This window comes from Rhizobium sp. G21 (assembly GCF_014158035.1).
In the GTDB taxonomy this organism is placed as follows: domain Bacteria; phylum Pseudomonadota; class Alphaproteobacteria; order Rhizobiales; family Rhizobiaceae; genus Rhizobium_E.
Genome location: NZ_JACFXW010000001.1, coordinates 2009825 through 2028321, shown reverse-complemented (window position 1 = coordinate 2028321; position 18497 = coordinate 2009825). Strand labels below are relative to the sequence as shown.

Annotated in this window: 13 protein-coding genes and 6 pseudogenes; 10 read left to right on the top strand and 9 right to left on the bottom strand. The window is 64.9% G+C overall.

Annotated features, from left to right (window positions below; all coding sequences use genetic code 11):
• The first annotated feature begins 125 nt into the window (after nt 1–125).
• The gene (locus H2O14_RS10315; RefSeq protein WP_182827577.1) at nt 126–830 is read left to right on the top strand and encodes a Crp/Fnr family transcriptional regulator; all 705 of its coding nucleotides are present in this window, start codon (nt 126–128) and stop codon (nt 828–830) included.
• A gap of 7 nt (nt 831–837) precedes the next feature.
• On the opposite strand, the pseudogene moeB reads toward H2O14_RS10315, so the two are convergent.
• Nucleotides 838–1592, bottom strand: a pseudogene (moeB, locus tag H2O14_RS10310) (molybdopterin-synthase adenylyltransferase MoeB).
• A 204-nt stretch (nt 1593–1796) separates the two neighbouring features.
• Here moeB and H2O14_RS10305 point away from each other — a divergent pair.
• Together H2O14_RS10305 and H2O14_RS10300 are read left to right on the top strand one after the other, a co-directional pair.
• Nucleotides 1797–2699 (top strand): DMT family transporter, encoded by a 903-nt coding sequence (locus H2O14_RS10305; protein WP_182827576.1) that lies wholly within the window; start codon nt 1797–1799, stop codon nt 2697–2699.
• Nucleotides 2700–2817: 118 nt separating this feature from the next.
• Nucleotides 2818–4350, top strand: a complete 1533-nt coding sequence (locus H2O14_RS10300) for a UxaA family hydrolase (protein ID WP_182827575.1) — start codon at nt 2818–2820, stop codon at nt 4348–4350.
• Nucleotides 4351–4536: 186 nt separating this feature from the next.
• Here the strand turns inward: H2O14_RS10300 and H2O14_RS10295 are convergent.
• The 5 genes and pseudogenes from H2O14_RS10295 to H2O14_RS10275 form a co-directional block, all read right to left on the bottom strand.
• Nucleotides 4537–5456 (bottom strand): annotated as a pseudogene (locus tag H2O14_RS10295) (SMP-30/gluconolactonase/LRE family protein).
• Nucleotides 5457–5471: 15 nt separating this feature from the next.
• Nucleotides 5472–6421 (bottom strand): annotated as a pseudogene (locus tag H2O14_RS10290) (ABC transporter permease).
• Nucleotides 6418–7359: an ABC transporter permease gene (locus H2O14_RS10285; protein ID WP_182829332.1), complete on the bottom strand. Its 942-nt coding sequence runs from the start codon at nt 7357–7359 to the stop codon at nt 6418–6420. The pseudogene H2O14_RS10290 and the gene H2O14_RS10285 overlap by 4 nt, the downstream one beginning before the upstream one ends.
• Nucleotides 7359–8810: a sugar ABC transporter ATP-binding protein gene (locus H2O14_RS10280; RefSeq protein ID WP_246697349.1), complete on the bottom strand. Its 1452-nt coding sequence runs from the start codon at nt 8808–8810 to the stop codon at nt 7359–7361. Before H2O14_RS10280 ends, H2O14_RS10285 begins: the two co-directional genes overlap by 1 nt.
• Nucleotides 8811–8883: 73 nt before the next feature.
• Nucleotides 8884–9900, bottom strand: coding sequence for an ABC transporter substrate-binding protein (locus H2O14_RS10275; protein ID WP_182827573.1), 1017 nt, complete (start codon nt 9898–9900; stop codon nt 8884–8886).
• Nucleotides 9901–10173: 273 nt separating this feature from the next.
• Between H2O14_RS10275 and H2O14_RS10270 the strand changes: the two are divergent.
• Both H2O14_RS10270 and H2O14_RS10265 read left to right on the top strand, forming a co-directional pair.
• A pseudogene (locus H2O14_RS10270) lies at nt 10174–11396 on the top strand (GAF domain-containing sensor histidine kinase).
• A pseudogene (locus tag H2O14_RS10265) lies at nt 11393–12111 on the top strand (response regulator). Before H2O14_RS10270 ends, H2O14_RS10265 begins: the two co-directional pseudogenes overlap by 4 nt.
• Before the next feature lie 3 nt (nt 12112–12114).
• Here the strand turns inward: H2O14_RS10265 and H2O14_RS10260 are convergent.
• The 3 genes and pseudogenes from H2O14_RS10260 to H2O14_RS10250 form a co-directional block, all read right to left on the bottom strand.
• Nucleotides 12115–12645: a hypothetical protein gene (locus H2O14_RS10260; protein WP_182827572.1), complete on the bottom strand. Its 531-nt coding sequence runs from the start codon at nt 12643–12645 to the stop codon at nt 12115–12117.
• Nucleotide 12646: 1 nt separating this feature from the next.
• Nucleotides 12647–13684: a cyclopropane-fatty-acyl-phospholipid synthase family protein gene (locus tag H2O14_RS10255; RefSeq protein WP_182827571.1), complete on the bottom strand. Its 1038-nt coding sequence runs from the start codon at nt 13682–13684 to the stop codon at nt 12647–12649.
• Nucleotides 13681–14504: pseudogene (locus H2O14_RS10250) on the bottom strand (DUF1295 domain-containing protein). Before H2O14_RS10250 ends, H2O14_RS10255 begins: the two are co-directional and overlap by 4 nt.
• A gap of 185 nt (nt 14505–14689) precedes the next feature.
• On the opposite strand from H2O14_RS10250, the gene H2O14_RS10245 reads away from it, so the two are divergent.
• Genes H2O14_RS10245 through H2O14_RS10225 form a run of 5 tightly spaced genes read left to right on the top strand, consistent with a single transcriptional unit; the run spans nt 14690 to nt 18493 of the window.
• On the top strand, nt 14690–16051 hold the full coding sequence (locus H2O14_RS10245) for an NAD(P)/FAD-dependent oxidoreductase (protein WP_182827570.1): 1362 nt from the start codon (nt 14690–14692) through the stop codon (nt 16049–16051).
• Nucleotides 16048–16842, top strand: a complete 795-nt coding sequence (locus H2O14_RS10240) for a DUF1365 domain-containing protein (RefSeq protein WP_182827569.1) — start codon at nt 16048–16050, stop codon at nt 16840–16842. The genes H2O14_RS10245 and H2O14_RS10240 overlap by 4 nt, the downstream gene beginning before the upstream one ends.
• Before the next feature lie 49 nt (nt 16843–16891).
• On the top strand, nt 16892–17266 hold the full coding sequence (locus tag H2O14_RS10235; protein WP_182827568.1) for a DUF2147 domain-containing protein: 375 nt from the start codon (nt 16892–16894) through the stop codon (nt 17264–17266).
• A gap of 24 nt (nt 17267–17290) precedes the next feature.
• Nucleotides 17291–17698, top strand: coding sequence for a DUF2177 family protein (locus tag H2O14_RS10230; RefSeq protein ID WP_182829331.1), 408 nt, complete (start codon nt 17291–17293; stop codon nt 17696–17698).
• 48 nt (nt 17699–17746) lie between these two features.
• The gene (locus tag H2O14_RS10225) at nt 17747–18493 is read left to right on the top strand and encodes a GDSL-type esterase/lipase family protein (protein ID WP_182827567.1); all 747 of its coding nucleotides are present in this window, start codon (nt 17747–17749) and stop codon (nt 18491–18493) included.
• Nucleotides 18494–18497 lie beyond the last annotated feature (4 nt).

The window sequence follows — 18497 nt, the reverse complement described above, 5'->3', positions numbered from 1 at the left end:
CTTGGGTTAATTCGGCGCCGGCAAAAGGAAATGACGCAACACCCTGTTGAAACCTTGTAAACCATGAGTATTTTCTGACGCGTCTGTTCGACAGCCGCCCGTTTTCAGCACCAACGGAGCCCCGCATGGCCGAAAGCCCCAAGAGCGTCGCCTTCTGGCGATCCTTTCCGATCTTCGAGGAATTCACCCCCGCACTGATCGAGGAGGTGCGCGGCCTCGCCCAGCAGCGCAAATGGACCGCAGGCGCGGTGATTTTCCAGCGCGGCGATCCCGGCGATTACATGATCCTGGTCGCCTCGGGCCGCATCAAGCTGTCGCTGATCACGCCCCAGGGACGCGAGCTGACGCTTCGGCACATGGAGGAGGGCGCTCTTCTCGGCGAAATGGCCGTCATCGACGGCGAACCGCGCTCGGCGGATGCGACCGCCTCGGTGGCGACCGAGGGCTATGTCGTATCCAAGGCTGATTTCTCGGCCTTTCTCGCCAGGAATCCCGCCGCCATGCAGGCGGTGATGCGCTTTCTCTGCCGGCGGCTGCGCGAAACCAACGAGCAGCTGGAAACGCTGGCGCTCTACGATCTCGATTCCCGCGTCGCCCGCTTCTTCCTTCTGACGATGCGACAGATCCTCGGCGAGGAGCCGCCGGAAGAGGCGGTGCTGAAGATTGGTCTGTCGCAGTCGGAAATCGCCAGCGTCGTCGGCGCCTCCCGGCCCAAGATCAATCGCGCCATCCTGTCGCTGGAGGAAAAGGGCGCCATCGAGCGCAAGGGCGCCTCTATTCTCTTGCGCACCCGCAAGCTGCGAGCCGTGGCCGAGCCCGACGAGGATTGAGACGACGTTATTTCCGCCGGTAGCGGATCGTGTCGAAGCGCGCGGCCAGCGCATCATAGAGCAGCAGCCGCCCGATCAGCGGCTCTCCGGCGCCGGTCAGAACCTTGATCGCCTCCATCGCCATCAGCGTGCCGATAACCCCGGTCAGCGCGCCGATCACGCCCGTCTCGGCGCAGGCCGGCAGCATGCCCTCGGGCGGCCGTTCGGGGAAGAGGTCGCTGTAGCGGGGTTGGGCTTGCCGTCGGCGCCGGTGAGATGCGGCGCGAGCACGGTCACCGATCCGTCGAAACGTCCCACCGCGCCCGACACCAGCGGCACGCCGGCGCGCTCGGCGGCCTCGGCGGCGCAGTAGCGCGTCTCGACATTGTCGGACCCGTCGATCATCAGGTCGTAGCCGAACACCAGCCCCGGACCGCTGTCGGCGTTGAACCGCGTTTCATGCCGGTTGACGGCGACATGCGGATTGATGTCGCGCACCCGGGCTGCGGCGCTGCGGGTCTTCTTCTCGCCCACCCGGTCGGTGCCGTGGATGACCTGTCGCTGCAGATTGGACAGCGACACCCGGTCGTCGTCGACGATGCCGATCGTGCCGACGCCCGCCCCCGCCAGATATTCGATGACGGGCGAGCCCAGTCCGCCCGCGCCGATCACCAGGACCGCCGCCGCCTTCAGCCTTTGCTGCCCTTGCCCGCCGATCTCCGGCAGCAAAATATGGCGCTGGTATCGCTCGATTTCGGCGGTTGAAAGCGGATCGTCGGTCATATCGGTCTCGGGTCGGGCCTGCGTGATTTCGAATGTGTTAACAAGCGCGGCGCCGCCGCCGCGTCAACAAGAAAAGCGCAGGAAAATCAAGGAAAGGCCATGCGGCGCTTTCTGTCGATAATTTATTCCGCGCATATGTCGGTCGCGGCTTGCCTTTTCTCCGGTTCGACCGCATGGACTGACGATCCCGAAAGGCAGTTTCCTATGTCGCTTCCTCGTCCGCAGGCCGCCACGGCCACCGCAGTCGCCGCCATGCTCCTGGGCATGCTGATGTTCTCCATCAACGACGTGATGGGCAAGTGGCTGGTCGCCACCTATTCGGTGGGCCAGCTGCTGTTTCTGCGCAGTTTCGCCGCGGTGCTGGTGCTTCTGCCGTTCCTGTGGCGCGGCGGTTTCCGCCAGGTGGTGCAGGTCGAACGACCCGGTCTGCAGATCCTGCGCGCGGCTCTCGCCACGGCGGAGGTCTTCGCCTTCTATCTCGCCGTCTCCTATCTGCCGCTCGCCGATGTCATGACCTATTGGCTGGCCGCGCCGATCTATATCGCCGCGCTCTCGCCATTGTTTCTCGGCGAGCATGTCGGCTGGCGGCGCTGGCTGGCCATCGCCATCGGCTTCTCGGGCGTGCTGGTCGCGCTCAATCCGTCCAGCGCGATGTTCACCATGCCGGCGGTGATCTCGATCGTCGGCACGATGTTCTTCTCGGTCATGCTGATGCTGGGCCGCTTCCTGCGCAACACCTCGGGCACTGTGCTGGTGTTCTGGCAGATGGCCGGCGCGACCATCGTGGGCGCTGCGACCGTGCCCTTCGAATGGGTGACGCCGACGGTGTTCGATCTGCTGTGGATGGCGCTGCTCGGCGTCGTCGCCATGCTCGCCCATATGCTGATGACCTATTCGTTGAAGATCGCCCCTGCCGCCACGGTCGCGCCGCTGCAATACACGCTGCTGTTCTGGGCGATCCTGTTCGGCTGGCTGGTGTTCGGCGACACGCCGACCTTGCCGATGATGCTGGGCGCCGCCCTCATCGTCGCCTCGGGACTGTTCATCTTCTTCCGCGAGCAGCGGTTGAAAAAGGCCGAGACGGTGCTGCCGACCGTGCCCGAATAGCGTCTTTCTGTCTTGAAGAAACAATAAAAACAAGCGCCTGCGCCATCCTGCCGGCCTTGACGCGCAGGCCCCTCGCTCTAATTGTCTTCTATGGACAAAAAACAGGGAGGAGTTCGCCATGACCTCGGCATCGGCGCCCATCATCATTCTCAATCCGCTCGACGATGTCGGCGTGGCCAGGGCCAAGATCGGCAAGGGCGAAGCGACCGGCTATCAGGATCTCTTGGCGAAGGACTTCATCGGCCGCGGCCACAAGGTGGCGCTGAAGGCGATCCGATCGGGCCAGGAAGTGCTGAAGTTCGGCCAGGTCATCGGCGTCGCCACCGCCGATATCGCCGCCGGCGAGCATATCCATCTGCACAATCTGGCCATGGTGCCCTCCGAGCATGATTACCAGATGGGCGCCGGCCAACTCACCGAGGATCTGCTGCCGCTCAATGAGCGGCGCACCTTCATGGGCTTCGATCGCGGCGGCGGCCATGTCGGCACCCGCAACTATATCGGCGTCATCTCCTCGGTGAACTGTTCCGCCACAGTGTCGCGCTACATCGCCGATCATTTCAACCGCATGGGCGGGCTCGAAGGTTTCGGCAATGTCGATGGCGTCGTGGCGCTCACCCATGGCGGCGGCTGCGCGATCAACACCAAGTCGGAAGGCTATCGCATCCTCACCCGCACCATTCAGGGCTATGCCCGCCATCCCAATTTCGGCGGCGTGCTGATGATCGGCCTGGGATGCGAGACCAACCAGATCGCTCCGATCCTCGAACATTACCAGATCGCCGAAGGCGCGCTCCTGCGCACCATGACCATCCAGCAGACCGGCGGCACCCGCAAGACCATCGAGACCGCCATCGAGATGATCAAGGAGATGCTGCCGATCGTCAATCAGGCGGTGCGCACCGAACAGCCGCTGTCGGGCCTGAAACTGGCTCTGGAATGCGGCGGCTCCGACGGCTATTCCGGCATTTCGGCCAATCCCGCCCTCGGCGTCGCCTCAGACCTGCTGGTGCGTCACGGCGCGACCTCTGTTCTGGCCGAGACGCCGGAGATTTACGGCGCCGAACATCTGCTCACCCGCCGCGCCGTCACCCCCGACGTGGCGAAGAAACTGCTCGACCGCATCGACTGGTGGCGCGATTATACTGCCAGGAACGGCGATGAACTCAACAACAACCCCTCCTACGGCAACAAGCAGGGCGGCCTGACCACCATTCTCGAAAAGTCGTTGGGGGCAGTCGCCAAAGGCGGCTCGATGCCGTTGAAGGCCGTCTATGAATATGCCGAACCGGTCACCGCATCCGGCTTCGTGTTCATGGACACGCCCGGCTACGACCCCGCCGCCGTCACCGGCCAGGTCGCCGGCGGCTGCAATGTCATCTGTTTCACCACCGGCCGCGGCTCCGTCTCCGGCTTCAAGCCCGCCCCCTGCATCAAGATCGCCACCAATACCGACATGTATGACCACATGGAGGAGGACATGGACATCAATTGCGGCGCGATCGTCACCGGCGAGGACACGATCGAGGCCGCGGGTCTACGGATCTTCGAAGACATCATCGCCGTCGCCTCGGGCAAGAAGACGTCGAGCGAGATCTATGATTACGGCGACAACGAATTCGTGCCCTGGCAGGTCGGCGCGATCACCTGAGAGGAAAGGGCCCGCTGCCGCCGCCTGAGGCGGCGCATACCCTCTCCTCCGTCATCCTCGGCCCTGTGCCGAGGATCTGAGCCGTCGAGCAAAATGAAAGCGTTGCACATGCTCGGGACGGGCCCGAGCATGACGGCGGCGATGTTGTCCGGCGCTGACGGGCATTTATGGATGGTCAGTAAGTCCTTACGGATATTGCGCGCCCGTCGTCGCCGTATACACCGCATAAAGCGATGTCGTCGCGGTGATGAACAGCCGGTTGCGCCGCGGTCCGCCGAAGCAGAGATTGGCCGCCGCCTGCGGCGTCAGGATCTTGCCGAGGAGATCGCCCTCTGGGCTGAAACAGTGCACGCCGTCGCCGGCGCTGGTCCAGACATTGCCGGAGACATCGACCGGAAGCCGTCGGGCAGGCCCTTGTCGATATGGCAGAAGACGCGGCCGTTGGTCAGCCGCACGCCGTCCTCGACATCGAACACCCTGATGATGCTGGGCGCCGTGGGATCGTGGCTGACGGCGGAATCGGCGACATAAAGCCTGGTCTCGTCGGGCGAGAAAGCCAGCCCGTTGGGCTGCAGGAAATCGTCGACGACCACGCTGATGACGCCCGTCGTCCCGTCGACGCGATAGACGTTGCGTCCTTCCTGCTCGGGATCGGCGCGGTAGCCTTCGTAGTCCGACAGGATGCCGTAGGTCGGGTCGGTGAACCAGATCGAGCCGTCGGATTTCACCACCACGTCATTGGGCGAATTCAGCCGCTTGCCGTCATGCCGGTCGGCGATGGTGGTGATCGATCCGTCCGGCTCCGTGCGGATCACGCGACGGCCGCCATGTTCGCAGGAGACCAGCCGTCCCTGCCGGTCGCGGGTGTTGCCGTTGACGAAATTGTTGTTGTCGCGGAACACGGACACGGTTCCATCGGGCGCATAACGCAGCATGCGCTGGTTGGGGATGTCGCTCCACAGCAGGCAGTTCTGGTCGGCCAGCCAGACCGGGCCCTCGGCCCAGCGGCAGCCGGAATAGAGCTGGTCGAGACCTGCGCTGCCGACCGTCAGGTAGCGGAAGCGATCGTCGTGGATTTCGTAGATGGACGGGTGTTCCGACGCCATGATGTCCCCCAATTGCTATCGCCGCTTCATCGCGCCGCCGCTCGCGACCAGAATGACCGCGATGATGATCAGTCCTGTCAGGATCAGGCGCGCCCCGGCGCCGAACCCATAGGTGTTGAGCATGGACACGACGAGAAACATGAAGAGCGACGCCCCCAGATGCCCGGCACATTCGAATTGCCGCCCGCCACCGCCGTGCCGCCGATCACCACCACGGCGATCGACATCAGCAGATATTCCGCGCCCATGTTCAGCGCCGCCCCGCCCGAGAAGCTCGCCAGCAGGAAGCCTGCGATCGAGGCCAGCACCGCACAGAGCACATAGGTGACGAAGCGCGCGCCGTCGACCGGAATGCCGGCCATGCGGGCGGCGAAGGAGGATTGGCCGATCGCCGAGATCCAGCGCCCGTAAATGGTCTTTTCCAGCAGCAGCCAGCCGGCCACCGTCAGAAGGAAGGCGACGATCGCCACATTCGGCACGCCGCCGATATCGGAGGTCGTGAAGCTCGCGAGGCTTTCGGGCGGCTTGACGCGCAGGCCACGGTTCGACCAGATCGCGGTCGACTGCACCACGAAGCTCATCGACAAGGTGGCGATGATCGGCGGAATGCGCAGCGCCTTGATCAGCGCGTAATTGGCCACCCCGATGGCGAGCCCGCAGACAATGGCGACGCCGAGACCCATCAGGATCGTGCCTTCGGCGCCGTCCATATATTTGAGCGACAGCGTGCCGGCGAGCGTCATCGTGGCGGGCACCGACAGATCGGTATTGCCAGGCCCGAGCGTGATCACGAACATCTGGCCGAGGCCGACGATCACGGAGAAGGCCGCAAATGTCAGCGCCGCCTGTCCGAGCCCGAAGGAGCTCGCGCCGCCTGTGAACAGCGCGGTGACGATGAACACCAGAATCGTGGCCAGGAAGGACCAGATCCAGGGACGGCGGATCAAGCCGATCGCGGAGGTCATGGCCGTTTCTCCCGTTTTTCGGCGCGGTTGAGCAGCAGCCGCAGGCCGAGCACGATGATGAGGATCGCGCCCTGCGCGCCGATCTGCCAATCCGGCGAGATCCGGAGGAAGGAGAGGAAGGAGCCGGCCAGCGTCAGCGTCAGCGCGCCGATCACCGCGCCGACGGGCGAGACGCGGCCGCCGACGAATTCGCCGCCGCCGAGAATGACGCCGGCGATCGACAGAAGCGTGTAGCGCAGCGCGATATTGGCGTCGGCGGAGGTCGTCAGCCCCACCAGCGCGATGCCGGAGAGAATGGCGAGCACGGCGGCGAGCGCATAGGCGCCGGCGCGGATTCCGATCACCGACCATCCCGAACGCTCGACGGAGCGTGCGTTGCCGCCGACGCCGCGCACCAGCACGCCGAAGCTCGATCTCATCACCACGAGATGGGCGATGAGCGCGATCAGCACGCTCGCCACGATGGCCATGGGCGCGAAAGGCGGCTTCGACGTCATCAGCCAGCGGGCCCAGTCCGGCGCCGAGCCGCCCGGCGCGGGCAGGATCAGCACGGCCAGCCCGCCCCAGACGAAGCTCATGCCGAGCGTCACCACGATCGCCGGAAGGTCGCGCAGATGGATGATCACCCCCAGCGCGGCGTAGACCGCGACGGCGCCGAGGAGAATGGCGATCCCCAGCACGGGCGATGTCTGCAGATAGGTCGCCGCGACGCAGGCCGCGAAGCTGACGAAGGTGCCGATAGACAGGTCGAGATCGTTGACCGCCATCACCATCATCTGGGCGAGCGTCGCCAGCGCGATCGGCACGGCGAGATTGAACAGCAGGTTCAGCCCGACATAGCTCATGGCGCGCGGCTGCAGATAGAACACCGCCGCCAAGAGCGCCGCCAGCGACAGCGCCGGCACGATCTGGCGGATCGTGTTGGCCGAAAGGCCCATCATGCGGCTTCTCCTTCGAATGAGGCGGTCAGCACATGTTCTTCCGTCACCTCGTCGCCGGTGAGCTCGGCGGCGATGCGTCCGTCGCGGAACACATAGACCCGGTCGCAGAGGCAGATTTCATCCATCTCCGTCGAATACCAGATGAAGGTGCGGCCCGCTTCGGCTTCGCTGCGCAGGATGGAATAGACCTCCTGCTTGGTTCCGACATCGACGCCGCGCATCGGATCGTCCATCAGCACGATGCGGGCCGGCGTCGCCAAAGCGCGCGCGAACAGCACCTTCTGCTGGTTGCCGCCCGACAGCGACAGAATGCCGTTGTCCATGTCGGGGGTGCGGATCTCGATGCGTTTCTTCCAGCTGTCGCCGACAGAGCGCTCGCTCCCAGCGTCGACGAAGCTCGCTTTGGACAAGCCGCCGAGCGAGGCGATCGACAGGTTCTTGAGGATGCTCCAGAGCGGAAAGGTGCCGTTGAGCGCCCGGTCGCCGGCGACGAAGGCGATGTCGCGGCCGCGGCCCGGCATCCAGTCGCTGCTGAAGGCCTTGTGGAGCGAGAGCAACATCTCGGTCTGGCCATGGCCGCCGAGGCCGGCGAGACCGATCATCTCGCCGCGACGGGCGGAGAAGGCAATGGCGGAGCCGTGGCGGGCGCCAAGCGAAATGACGGTTTCGGCGTCGGCGCGGGCCGTGCGGGCGCTGCGGGCATTGTCGCGCACGACGCTGCCCATGGCTTCGACCAGTGAGTTGACGCTGAAGTCATGCGTCGGACGGCTGGCGACCACGCGGCCGTCCTTCATCACCACGATGCGGTTGGAGGCGTCGAAGATTTCGCCGAGAATATGCGAGATTAGCAGCACGGCGCCGCCTTCGGAGACGAAACGCTTCACATAGGCCATCAGCTGGGCGGCGAGGCCTGCGTCGAGCGAGGATGTCGGCTCGTCGAGAATGACCAGGCGCGCAGGCTTGGAGACGCTGGTGAAGGCGATGGCGATTTCCACCATCTGCCGCTCGGCGATGGAGAGATCGCCGACGGCCGCCGTACAATCCACCGCATTGCCGGGGAAAATGTCGGCGAGCTTTTCGCTGACCAGCTTGAGCGCGCGGCTCCGCCAGTTCCAGCCGCCGAGATCGGCATGCATGACGCGGGTGTTTTCCGCCACCGTCAGGTTGGGGCAGAGCGACAATTCCTGGAAGACGCAGCGCACGCCGTTGTCGCGGGCGGCCGCGATGCCGCCGGCGCTGGCCGCGCCATTATAGGCGAGCTCGCCGTCCTGCGGGGTCAGCCCGCCATTGATGACGTTGACGATCGTCGATTTGCCGGCGCCGTTATGGCCGACCAAGCCGAGACATTCGCCGGGGCGGATGTCGAGATCGACGCCGTCGAGCGCGCGCACCGCGCCGAAATGAACCTTGACGCCTTTGGCGGCGACCACGGCTGAACGTTCGGCCATCATGATGATGATCCATTGACGAGAGACGAAAACGGCCCGGACCGAGAAGCCCGAGCCGTTGGATTGCGACGCCTTACTTGGCGGCTTCGATCACCTTCTGGGCGTCGGCCTGGGAATATTCCACGTTGGCGACGCCGCCCTTCTGGGTGTTGGCGAGGTTCTGCTCGAGATTGTCCTGGTCGATGCGCAGGAACGGCACCACGAGGTCTTTCTTGACGTCCTTGCCGTCGAGGATCTGCTGGGCGACCCAGAAGGCGAGCGTGGAAACGCCCGGCGCGATGGAGACCGACATGGTCTCATAGCCGTTGGCGTCCTTCTGTTGCTTCCACCACTGCAACTCGTCCTCGCGATTGCCCATCACGATGGTGGGCATCTTGCGCTTGGCGGCGTCAAAGGCCTGGGCGGCGCCATAGCCGTCGCCGCCCTGGGTCACCACGGCGGCGATTTCGGGCAGGCTTGGGAGGATGCCGGCCACCGCGCGCTGGGCCACGTCCTGCGCCCAGTCGCCATGCACGGAGCCGACGATCTTGAACTGCGGGAACTGCTTGACGCCGTCATGGATGCCCGCCGAGATCTCGTCGTCGACGAAGACGCCGGCCAGACCGCGGATTTCGAGCAGATTGCCGCCTTCCGGCAGGCGTTTGGAGAGATATTCGACCTGGCTGCGACCCATTTCCTTGAAGTCGACGGCGATGCGCCATGCGCAGGGCTCGGTCACGATGCCGTCGAAAGACACGACGGTGATGCCGGCGTCGCAGGCTTCCTTGACGGCGCCGTTGAGCGCGGTCGGAGAGGCGGCGTTGATCACGATCGCGTCATAACCCTGAAGGATCATGTTCTGGATCTGCGCGGCCTGTTCGGTGGCCTGGTTTTCCGCGGTGGTGAAGGGGTCGGCGGCTGCGACCACGCCGGCCTTCACGGCTTCCTTGGTCACCTTGTCCCAGCTCGTCAGCATCGCCTGACGCCAGGAATTTCCGGCGTAATTGTTGGAGAGCGCGATTTTCTTGCCCGACGTGTCGGCCGAGGCGGAAAGCGGCATTGCGGCGGACAGCACGGCGGCTGTCGCCAGGAGTAGCGTCCTGAACGTCATCATCTTCCTCCCTGTTGAACCGGCTCCTCTCGCCGGCTTCCGGCGCCGTCCTCCCGGCGTCCGAAATAGTTCTTGCACTGAGGCCATCGCTCTCAGTAAAGCCATGATGGAGCATTCGGCGCGGCCTGTATAGGCGGTTCACGGCAGCGACCTTGCGGGAAAGCGCAGAAAATTTGCGGGATCCTGCAAGACGGACGCGCCCCTCGAAGCGCTATGTTCGGCTGGTTCGCAACCGGCGGGAGGAGAGACGCCGGCGGCAGGGAGGATTCCGCGATGCTCGACACGACGCCGCTGCTCAGCCAGTATCTGACGATCTCGCGCCTGCTGGCCGGGCAGCTGGATTTCAGCTCGGCCATCCATGCGGTGGCGCAGGAAATCAGCCATATCATCCCGCATGATCACATGGATGTCTGCATCACCACGCCGGATGGTCTGTTCCATACGGCTTACGAAAGCGGCTTCGAGACCGACTGGGGCCGCAGGCCTCCGGCACCGCTCGACGGCAGCCCGATCCGCACACTGTTGTTCGGCGAAGTCGACATGCTGCTCACCGACGACGCCTGCGCCGATCCACGCTTTCATTTCGAGGGCGCGTTCGACGGCCCCATCCTCGAAGGTCTGCTCAGGAGCCGGCTGCATGTGCCCTTGAAGGTGCAGGGCGACATCATCGGCGCCTTTTCCTGCTCCAGCCGGCAGGCGGGACTCTACAGCGTCGCCGATGTCGAAAAGGCCCGGGCCATCGCCGATCTGCTGGCTCCCTATTTCTTCGCGCTGCGCGCCGCCGACCAGGCCAAGCGCTCGGCGATCGTCGAGGCCGAGGCCCGCGCCCGCGAAGAAGGCCTGCGCCAGGGCGCGCTGAAGCTCACCGAAGCGCTGGAGGCGGAACGCCAGCGCATCGGCATGGACCTGCACGACCAGACGCTGGCCGATCTCACCCGGCTCGCCCGGCGCATGGAGCAGCTGACCCGCCAGCCGGATGTCACGGGCGAGGCGCTCGACCCGCTGTTTCGCGGCTTGCAGCATTGCATGCAGGATCTGCGCGAGATCATCGAGACGGCGCGGCCTACGGTGTTGCAGCTGTTCGGCTTCGCGCAGGCGGTGGAGAACCATCTGGAGCGCTCGACGCGCGACAGCGGGCTCGCCTTCCACTGGGAGCTGATCGACGATTCCCCGGCGCGATCGACGCGCTCGACCAGCCGGTGGCCACCGCTCTCTTTCGCATCGCCCAGGAGGCGATCAACAACGCCATCCGCCACGCCCATGCCGACCGCATCACCGTGCGGTTGCGGCGCACCGGTCGCGCGCTGATCATCGAGGTGCGCGACAACGGCGTCGGAATTCCGCCCGCCGCCAAGCGCAGCGGCGCCGGCATCGACAATATGCGCACCCGCGCCAGGCTGATTTCGGCCCGCTTCGAGATCATGCGCAACCGCGACAATCGCGGCTCGACCGTGCAGGTCAGCCTGCCGCTCGCCGCGCGGGAGGCGGTGGAATGAAAGTCCTGATCGTCGAGGATGATCCGCTGCACCGGTCCTATCTGCATGAGGCGGTGCGCTCGGCGCTGCCGGAATGCGAACAGGTGCTGGAGGCCGACAATGGCGGCGCCGGCGAAAAACTCGCCCGCGAAAACAAATCCGCCCATGTGGTGATGGATCTGCAGATGAGCGCCCGCAACGGCATCGAGGCGGCGCGCACGATCTGGAAGGAGCGGCCCGACACCCGCATCCTGTTCTGGTCGAACTATGCCGACGAAGCCTATGTGCGCGGCGTCTCCGCATCGTGCCGCCGGGCGCGGCCTATGGTTATGTGCTGAAATCGGCCTCCGACGACCGTCTGAAACTCGCTTTGCGCAGCATCTTCATCGAGAGCCAATGCGTGATCGATCGCGAAGTGCGCGGGCTGCAGCAGAAGAGCCTCGGCCACGCCAACGGCTTCACCGACAGCGAATATGAAATTCTGATCGACATCGCGCTGGGCCTCACCGACCGCGCCATCGCCAAACGGCGCAATCTTTCGCTGCGCTCGGTGCAGAACCGGCTGCAGCAGCTCTATGAGAAGCTCGACGTCTACCAGCCGATGACCGACAGCGAGGAGAGCCGCTTCAATCTCCGCGCCCGCGCCGTCACCGTCGCCTTCCTGCGAAAGCTCCTGAATTATTCGGCTCTGGAACGGGCCGAAGCCGAACTGGCGGAATGGCTCGCGGGCCGCTGAGCGTCACGCCCGATTGGGATAGCGCAGCGCCAGAAAGGCCGTCAGGCCCGCCACGGCGAAGATGTTGATGTTGCGCAGCGTGGCGATCTGGTCTTCCGTCCAGGGATAGAGCGGCCCGCCGGTGCGGCCATGGAACAGGACGAAGGCGACAAACAGCGCGATGGCGAGCCCGCGCTTGATGAGCGCCTCGCTCTGCCGGAACGACAGCGCGATGATCATCATGCAGGCGATGAGAAACAGTTCCGTGCCTGACGCTGCGCCGAACAGGTAGGTCTCCGCAATCGTATCAACGGCGCCGGCGATCGGCAGCGCGATCCGCGCATGAAGATCGTTGCGCCGGGAAAGCCAGATCACCAGCGCAAACAGCGGTGCTCCGAGCATGGTCAGGCAGGAGGTCAATGTGCCCTCGCCGACGAACCACCAGACATAGAGCGGGTAGAACGGCTTGTTGAGCAGGATCACCCAGGCGACGGTGACGCTCGCCTGAGTCAACAATGCATCGTCAGCCGCGCCGGCCTGTTGCGGCAGGGTCATCTCAAGCGCTCGTCTGCACCGGCTTAAGCCGGTAGTGGCCCACACCCCATTCCTCGCCGCCCGCATGGCCGAACAGTCCGGCGGTCGCGAGAAAGAACAGCCGCCAGCGACGCTTCCAGAGAGCGGCGTCCGCCCCATAGACGCCGCGAAAGATCTCGTCGATGCGGGCCGAATGCGCGTCGAAATTCTCCAGCCAATGCAGCGCCGTGCGGCGGTAGTGCATGCCCGACCAGCGCCATTCCTCGTCGATCTCGAACAGGTCGGAAAAGCGCTTGGGCAGATCATGCGCCGGCATGATGCCGCCGGTGAAGAAATGCTGGGCGATCCAGTCGGCCGGGTCGTTGTGGTCGAAGCGGTAGGAGCGGGACCTGTGGGTGAAGACGTGCAGGAACAGCCGTCCATCCGGCTTCAGCCAGCCGCGAACTCGTTCCAGAAGCGCCTGCCAGTTGGACATATGCTCGAACATTTCCACCGAAACGACCCGGTCGTAGCCGCCCTCGGGTGAGAATTCGTTCATGTCCTTGGTGATGACGGTCAGGTTCTTGAGCCCCCGCGCATCCATCTGGCCTTCGATATAGGCGCGTTGCGTGCGGGAGTTGGAGACTGCCGTGATGCGGGCGTTGGGGAAGGTTTCGGCCATATAGAGCGACAACGAACCCCAGCCGCAGCCGAGTTCGAGAATGTCCTGTCCGTCCCGGAGATCCGCATGCCGAACCGTCTCGGCGAGAGCGGCCACTTCCGCCTCGGCCAGCGTGGTCGTTTCGTTGGGATAGAGACAGCTCGAATATTTCCGCCGCGGCCCGAGCGCCAGCTCGAAGAACTCGGACGGCACTTCGTAATGCTGCTCGTTGGCCTCGCCGGTATGGGTGGCGACCGGATAGTATTTCATCGAGGCGGCAAAGGCTTCTTCCTCGCTTTCCGGCGTGTCCGCCAGCCGCCGCTTGGTGCGACCGCAAAGAAAGTCGATGCCGGCCAGCGTCAGGCTGTCGGGAAGGGCGACGCGTTCGGCCGCATTGATGGCGAGAGCGATCAGGTTCATGAGCGGGCTTCCTTGATGGCGGCTTGGGATTGATCACGGCGCGGGCCGGGAAAGAAGGCGTTGACGCGGGCCTGCAACGCCCGGAAGGCGTCGCCGCGCGAGCGCAGCATATGCGCTTCGAGCGGCGGAATGCCCGAGAGACATGCACGAGCAGCCAATACATCAGCGCCGGCGCCGCGAATGCGCTCAGGCCGACCGGATGAGCGCCCGAGAGATCGAGGGCGAGCAGCGGCCAGGCGCACCAGCCCAGCCATTCGAAGAAATAGTTCGGGTGGCGGGAATAGGCCCAAAGCCCGGCCTCGCAGATCTTTCCCTTGCCGTGATTGTCTCTGCGGAAGCGGGAGAGCTGCCAATCGGACACTGCTTCCCCCGCAATCGCGATCACGGCGACCGACACCGCGAGGATATCGAGGAGACCGAAGGCTGCCGGATTGGCGGCCGCCGCATAGACGGCCAGCGCCAGCACCAGCGCGCACACAGCCTGCACCTGCAGGAACAGAAACAGCCTGATCCCGGCCCGGTCGCCCCATTCCTCGATCAGCGCCTGGTAGCGCGGATCTTCGCCGGCGCCGCGTGTGCGCGCAGCGATATGCAGGCCGAGCCGCAGCGACCAGAGCCCGATCACGCCGAGCGCAACCCAGCGCCGCGTCCCGTCCCCGCCTTCGGCGATGAGGGCGGCAGTGACGCCGCCGATGCCGACGGCGAAGGACCAGATGGAATCGATCCAGCCGCTCGATCCGGTGCGCCGCTGCGCCGCCCAGGCGATCGTCATCAACAGGCTCATCATGATCGCGAGGAGTATTGCGCCGGTGACAGTCATGGTCCGCCTCATGAGGCTGATGGAAATGGATTGTTTCTGTTTACGCAGCCGGCCTGCAACCGGTTCTCTCGCTGCGCATTTCGGCTTCGCCACGATCATCCGTCAAAAAATCGTCGGCGATGAAACTGTCGCGCAAGCCGCTGCGTAGACAATGGCGATGCAAACAGACTGGAGCGCAGACCCCTATGGCCTTTATGGAACGACGCCTCGGCGAAAGACCGCTGGATATCGCAGTGATCGGAACCGGGATTTCAGGGCTGTCGGCGGCATGGCTGCTCTCCCAGCGTCACAGCGTCACCGTCTACGAAGCCGCCGATCGGGTCGGCGGCCACAGCAACACGGTGGAATTCGATCATGCCGGTCAACGCGTTGCGGTCGACACCGGTTTCATCGTCTATAACGAACGCACCTATCCCAATCTCACCGCGCTGTTCAAAACGCTCGATGCGCCCAATGTCGAAACCGACATGTCCTTCGCCGTCTCCATGAACGGCGGCGCCTTCGAATATTCGGGCTCGGACCTGTTCCGGCTGTTCGCCCAGCCGTCCAACGCGTTCAAGCCGCGCTACTGGCGCATGTTGTCCGACATTCTTCGCTTCTACCGAAACGCCCCGCGCGACCTGCCCGCGATGGGCGACATCACGTTGGACGACTATCTCGAGCGCAACGGCTACAGCCGCAGTTTCCGCGAGGATCATCTCTATCCCATGGCGGCCGCCATCTGGTCGACGCCGGCGCTCGATGTCGGCGATTATCCCGCCGCCTCATTCGTGCGCTTCTGCAGCAATCATGGTTTGCTCGATGTCGTGAACCGTCCGAAATGGCGCACGGTCCAGGGCGGCAGCCGCGAATATGTGCAGCGCCTCAGCGCTCGTTTCGCCGACCGCATTCTCACCTCCACCCCGGTCGCCTCGATCAAGCGGCTGGGCGGCGCGGTCGAGATCCGCGATGCGAAGGGCGGCGTCCGCCGCTTCGACGACGTCGTCGTCGCCACTCATGCCGATCAGGCGCTGTCCATGCTCGCCGATCCCACCGAGGACGAACGCCGCCTGCTCGGCGCCTTCCGTTATTCGCGCAACGAGGCGGTGCTGCATTCCGACGCCAGCCTGATGCCGAAGCGCCGCTTCGCCTGGTCGGCCTGGAACTATCTCGCCGACAATCGCGACGGCCAGCGCGGCCTGTCGGTGACCTATTGGATGAACAGGCTGCAGCCGCTGGGGTCTGCGCCGCCGACCTTCGTCACGCTCAATCCCTGCCGCGAACCGCATCCCGACAGCGTCCATCTCCGGCAGATGTATGAACATCCGATCTTCGATGTCGGCACCCAGCGCGCCCAGCAGGAATTGTGGTCGCTGCAGGGACATTCCAACACCTGGTTCTGCGGCGCCCATTTCGGCGCAGGTTTTCATGAGGATGGCTTGCAGGCCGGCCTCGCGGTGGCCGAGGATCTCGGCGGTCTCCGCCGTCCCTGGCAGGTGCAGGCGGAATCGGCCCGCATCGTGCGTCGGCCGCTGGCCCTGCCGATCAGGACGGAGGCGATGGCGTGACGGCTTTTCGCTCGGCGCTCTTTCCTGGTCATGTCACGCATCTGCGCGTCAAGCCGCGCCGGCACAGCCTCGCCTATCGCATTTATTCGCTGCTGATCGACCTCGACGAACTCGACGCGCTGGACAAAAAGCTGAAGTTCTTCTCCGTCGACCGCTTCAACCTGTTTTCCTTCCGCCGCGCCGATCGCGGCGACAGGTCGGGCCGCGATCTGCGTGGCCAGGTCGAGGCGGCCATGCGGCTGTGCGGCGTCGAGCCCGACGGCGGACGCATCACGCTCCTGACCATGCCCCGACTGCTCGGCTGGGCCTTCAATCCGCTCAGCATCTTCTTCTGCCATCGCGCCGACGGCGGCCTCGCCGCGATCCTCTGGGAGGTCGACAACACCTTCGGACAACGCCACGCCTACATCATTCCGGTCCATGGCGACGCCTCCGGAGAGATCGAACAGAGCTGCGACAAGGCTTTTTACGTCTCGCCCTTCATGGAGATGGATCTCAAATACCGTTTCCGCGTTACGCCTCCGGACGACCGTCTCGCGGTGAAGATCGACGTGTCGGATGCTGAAGGCCTCGTATTGACCGCCCGGCATCTGGCCAAGCGCGCCGAACTCACCGACGCGGCGCTTTTGAAAGCGTTCTTCATGATCCCGCTTCTCACGCTGCGCGTGGTCGGCGGCATTCATTGGGAAGCGTTGAAGATCTGGCTGAAGGGCGTTCGTCTCAGGCCGCGTCCGGCTCCGCCGGCCGACCCCGTGTCGGTGGGCGATTTGCCGGTGCAGCCGGCGGAGTGATCCGCTCCCGCCCACGCCGTCGTATGTGCGATCAAAGAGGAGAAGCGTCATGAAAGCATTGATTTCGACCCTCGCCGCGCTTGCCGCTCTGAGCGCGTCGGCCCACGCCGCCGATGACAAGCTGTTCGGCAATTGGGCCCGCGGCGACGGCAAGGCGCGCGTCAAAATCGTCCGCTGCGGCGGCGATCTCTGCGCCATCAACACCTGGATCAAGCCGGGCACCGAGGATGAAAAGACCGGCGACAAGCTGGTGATGAGCGTCAAGCCCACCGGTCCGGGAAAACTGTCCGGCACCGCCTTCGATCCGCAGCGCGACCGCAGCTACCGCATCAATCTCACCGTCAACGACACGTCCATGACCACGGAAGGCTGCATTCTCGGCGGCCTCTTGTGCAAGGGCGTCGGCTGGACGCGCATCAACTGAGGATATTTCATGGCCGCCCTGTCGATCAAAACCGCCGCCGTCGCCTATCTTTCCACCGGCATCGCCTTTGCGGTGATCGACTCGATCTGGCTGACCACCATGGCCAACCGGCTCTACCGCCCCGTCATGGGCGATATGCTCGCCGACCAGTTCCGCCTCGGGCCGGCGATCGCCTTCTACTTGATCTTCATCGCCGCGCTGGTGTTCTTCGCGATCCGGCCGGCGCTGGCGGCCGGGGACTGGAAAGTGGCGCTGCTGCATGGCGCGTTCTTCGGCTTTGCGGCTTACGCCACCTATGACCTGACGAGCCAATCGGTGCTGCGCAACTGGTCGACGCTGCTCACGGTCGCCGACCTGTTCTGGGGCACGGTGCTCTCCGCGTCGTCGGCGGTGATCGGCTACAAGGCGACGCGGATGTTCACCGGTGTCTGACCCCTTGCGTCCGCGCGCCGACGATAGCATCTTTTGCAGATGCGAAGAGTGCTGACGATCACTGCCGATCATGCAAAGCGGGCGCTGACCCTGGCCGCGCTCGTCTGCCTGCCGATGGCGGCCTCGGCGTCCGAGAGGGGTTGCGATCCCTATGCCGTCCGGGTGGCCACCGACCCCGTGCCCTATCAATGGCCGCATGGGCTGAAGCGCGCCGACGACCTGCTCGCCAATGCGCCCGGGCGCGCCGACATCGTGCTGATCGGCGATTCCCTGCTCGCCAACTGGCCCGAGGATCAGATCCGCCGGCAATTCGGCGCGCGCCTGGTGTGGAACGCCGCCGTCGGCGGGGCCATGACCCAGCATGCCCTGTGGTTGCTGGAGCGCATGCAGGGCCGCGCGCCACAGGCTTTACGCGTCGTGCTGCTGGTCGGCACCAACAATCTCACTTATGACTACATGCCGCCCTGCGCCATCGCCGCCGGCATTCGCAAGGTTGCCGAGAAGGCGCTGGTCGTCTGGCCGAAGGCGCGGCTCGATCTCGTCGCCGTGCCGCCGCGCGGCGCGGATTTCCGGTTCCGCGACGTCGACCGCAAGGCCCTCAACGCCGAACTCGGCGCCTGGGCAGCCGGTCGTGACCGCATGCGTTTCGTCGAAATCGATACGGCCCGGCTGACCTGCTCGGCCGGCGACGCGCCGTCGGACTCGAAGCGCCCGACCTGCGGCAACTATGCCGACGACTACGGCCATTTCCGTCGCGCCGGTTATGAGGTGATCTTCTCGGCTCTCGCGCGCTGAACGT